Raw genomic sequence first — 3,415 nt, forward strand, 5'->3', positions numbered from 1 at the left:
CCTTGTTGCGTCCAGTGGCCTGAGTTATGTACACGCGGTGCAATTTCGTTAACGAGTAACGTACCTTGTACATCAAAAAACTCAATAGCTAATACGCCAACGTAGTTAAGCTCGTTTACTATTTTTGTAAATGCATCGTTTGCTTGCGCTTCAACGCTGTGATTATTTTTACCAGCAATAGAAAGCGTTAATACACCATTTGTGTGCTCGTTTTCTGTTAGCGGATAAATAGCAACGTTACCGTATTTATCGCGCGCACCAATAATAGATACCTCACGATCAAACGGGATCATTTTTTCAGCAATAATTGTATGTGGCGAAAGCTGCGTACCCGATGCAATAAAATCAGCCATTTGTGACCAAATTTCGTCTATTTGACTATCTGATTTTAAACGCCATTGGCCTTTCCCGTCATAACCCGCTTGGCATGTTTTAATAACAAGTGGCTTACCTAGGGTTTTAACAGCGTGTTCAAGATGCGCTTTTTCAGTAATTAATTGATACGGCGCACAAGTTACGTTTGTTTTATCAAGCAATGCTTTTTCAAGTGAGCGATCGCCACCGGTTTTAATAGCGGCTTTACCTGGGTAAAACTTATTGCTGTTACAGCAAAGTGTTAGTACGTCATCAGGAATGTGCTCAAACTCTGCAGTAATTGCATCAGCGTTTAATATTGCTTGTTCAAGTGACGTGCTATAAACCTCACCAGTTAGCGGATGCTTAATTTGCTTGCTGCCTACATCGTACGCAACAACGTTTAAATTAAGCGGCGCACCTGCAAGGCTCATCATACGTGCAAGTTGCCCTGCACCTAATATTAAAATATTCATTATTACTCTGCAGGGTTTGGATTAGCTAATATAGTATCGGTTTGAGCTTTACGAAACGCTTCAATTTTTGCAAAAATTTCTGGATTTTGACACCCTAAAATTTGTGCGGCTAGTAAACCTGCGTTTGCTGCGCCCGGCTCACCAATTGCAAGTGTGCCCACTGCAACGCCTTTAGGCATTTGGCAAATAGATAAAAGTGAATCAACACCATTTAATGCTTTTGATTTTACAGGCACGCCCAGTACAGGAAGCGACGTAAAAGCAGCAGCCATACCTGGTAAATGAGCCGCGCCGCCAGCGCCAGCAATAATAACTTTAATACCGCGTTCTGCGGCTGAACTTGCGTAATCAGCAAGTAATTGAGGAGTGCGGTGTGCAGACACGACTTTAGTTTCGTACTTAATGCCAAAATGCTCAAGCATAAGTGCTGCATGTTCCATGGTTGGCCAATCTGATTTAGAACCCATAATAATGCCAACAGTCATAAATACTCCTCAGTAATGTATTTTTAAAATAGCGGACTTATGTCCTGTTTAAGCCGGGTATTATACCCAAAGCCATATTAATTGCGACTAATACAAAGCCACAAAAACAAAAAAAGCCATGTTTAAACATGGCTTTTTAGGGTTAACGGGTAAATAGCCAATTAAGCTTCTTTACTCGCTAGGTATTCTGCGTAGTTGCCTCTAAAGTCAATAATTTTACCATCTTTAACTTCCCAAATACGGGTAGCTACCGATGATACAAATTGACGATCGTGCGATACAAACATTAATGTACCTTCGTAGGCTTCAAGTGCTAAGTTAAGCGCTTCAATAGATTCCATATCCATGTGGTTAGTTGGCTCATCCATTAACAATATGTTTGGTTTATGCATCATAATTTTACCAAACAGCATGCGGCCTTGCTCACCACCTGAAATTACTTTAACTGACTTTTTAATATCGTTCTGAGAGAACAGCATACGACCTAAGAAGCTACGAACCACTTGTTCGTCGTCGCCTTCTTGTTGCCATTGCTCCATCCACTGAAACAAGTTCATGTCGGTTGCAAACTCATCTGCGTGATCTTGCGCGTAGTAACCAATGTTCGCGTTTTCAGAAAACTTAAACTCACCGGCTTTAGGTGCTAAGCGCCCTGCTAATGTATTAAGTAATGTTGTTTTACCAACACCATTTTCACCAATAATAGCAATACGCTCGCCAACTTCTACTAAACCTTCAAGTCCAGAAAACAACGTATTGTCGTCAAAACCTTGCGTTAGGTTATTCATTTCAAGCGCGTTTCTGAATAACTGCTTTTCTTGGTCGAAACGAATAAACGGCGTTTGACGTGAAGAGGCTTTAACTTCGTCTAACTGAATTTTGTCGATACGTTTAGCGCGCGATGTTGCTTGCTTAGCTTTAGATGCGTTAGCAGAGAAACGTGATACAAACTGTTGAAGTTCAGCAATTTGGTTTTTCTTCTTCGCGTTTTCGCTAAGTAGTTGCTCACGTGCTTGCGTTGCTGCAAACATGTATTCGTCGTAGTTACCTGAGTAAATACGTAGCTCACCGTAGTCAATATCGGCCATGTGTGTACACACAGAGTTTAAAAAGTGGCGGTCATGCGAGATGATTATCATGGTACAGTCGCGTTGGTTTAACACGTCTTCTAACCACTTGATGGTGTAAATATCCAAGTTATTGGTAGGCTCATCAAGTAGCATTATATCTGGGTCTGAAAACAACACCTGTGCAAGTAGCACACGTAGTTTAAAACCTGGTGCAATTTCTGACATTGGGCCAAAGTGTTGGTCTGTGCCAATACCTACGCCTAGTAGAAGCTCGCCTGCTTTAGATTCAGCAGAGTAACCATCCATTTCAGCAAACTCAGTTTCAAGATCGGCTACTTTCATACCGTCGTCTTCACTCATTTCTGGTAAAGAGTAAATACGGTCGCGTTCTTGTTTTATTTTCCACAGCTCTTTGTGACCCATGATCACAGTATCAATTACTGAGTATTCTTCGTAGGCAAACTGGTCTTGGTTTAGTTTAGCAACACGTTCATTTGGATCAGTACTTACATTACCTGAAGACGCTTCGAGCTCACCACTTAGAATCTTCATAAATGTTGATTTACCACAACCATTTGCACCGATTAAACCGTAACGGTTTCCGTCGCCAAATTTTGCTGAGATATTTTCAAATAATGGTTTAGCACCAAATTGCATGGTGACATTAGCTGTACTAATAATAGCGCTACCCTCCAAAGGAGTAATGATGTATTTAAATTGCGCGCAGTTTAAACCAAAATGGCCTGTTTTTCTATGAAAGTTTAAAGGCAAACCTCGTCGTTTAAGGTAATTATTATCACTGAGCTACTCGTAATTAAAATAACAAATTAGATTTAGTGTTTTTGCAAATTGTTATTCAACTTAGATAAATTAAAATTCATAAATACATTCATAATAAACCGATATGAGCGTTTAGAATTTGGTATATATATTAGGGTCTGTTGATCTTTTAAGGTTAAATTTTCAGCAGTCTGTTTGGTATTAAGGCAAGGCAGAGTCTATGTAGTGTGGTTATTCCCCATAAATGGGC

Annotated in this window: 3 protein-coding genes; all 3 read right to left on the reverse strand. The window is 40.1% G+C overall.

Going from position 1 to position 3,415, the window contains the following annotated elements; all coding sequences use genetic code 11:
- Positions 1-830, reverse strand: an 830-nt coding sequence (locus CXF89_RS18685; RefSeq protein WP_121955437.1) for an ATP-grasp domain-containing protein, incomplete at its 3' end; no start/stop codon positions are given.
- A gap of 2 nt (positions 831-832) precedes the next feature.
- Positions 833-1,315, reverse strand: a complete 483-nt coding sequence (purE, locus tag CXF89_RS18690; protein ID WP_002962540.1) for a 5-(carboxyamino)imidazole ribonucleotide mutase — start codon at positions 1,313-1,315, stop codon at positions 833-835.
- A 161-nt stretch (positions 1,316-1,476) separates the two neighbouring features.
- On the reverse strand, positions 1,477-3,066 hold the full coding sequence (locus tag CXF89_RS18695; protein WP_076915491.1) for an ABC-F family ATPase: 1,590 nt from the start codon (positions 3,064-3,066) through the stop codon (positions 1,477-1,479).
- Between the last annotated feature and the right edge of the window lie 349 nt (positions 3,067-3,415).

The sequence above is a fragment of the Pseudoalteromonas sp. MelDa3 genome (genome assembly GCF_002863625.1).
Taxonomy (GTDB): domain Bacteria; phylum Pseudomonadota; class Gammaproteobacteria; order Enterobacterales; family Alteromonadaceae; genus Pseudoalteromonas; species Pseudoalteromonas arctica.

Coding starts and splice junctions, on each gene's coding strand:
- purE (WP_002962540.1), bottom strand. CDS start 1,315: ATGACTGTTGGCATTATTATGGGTTCTAAATCAGATTGGCCAACCATG.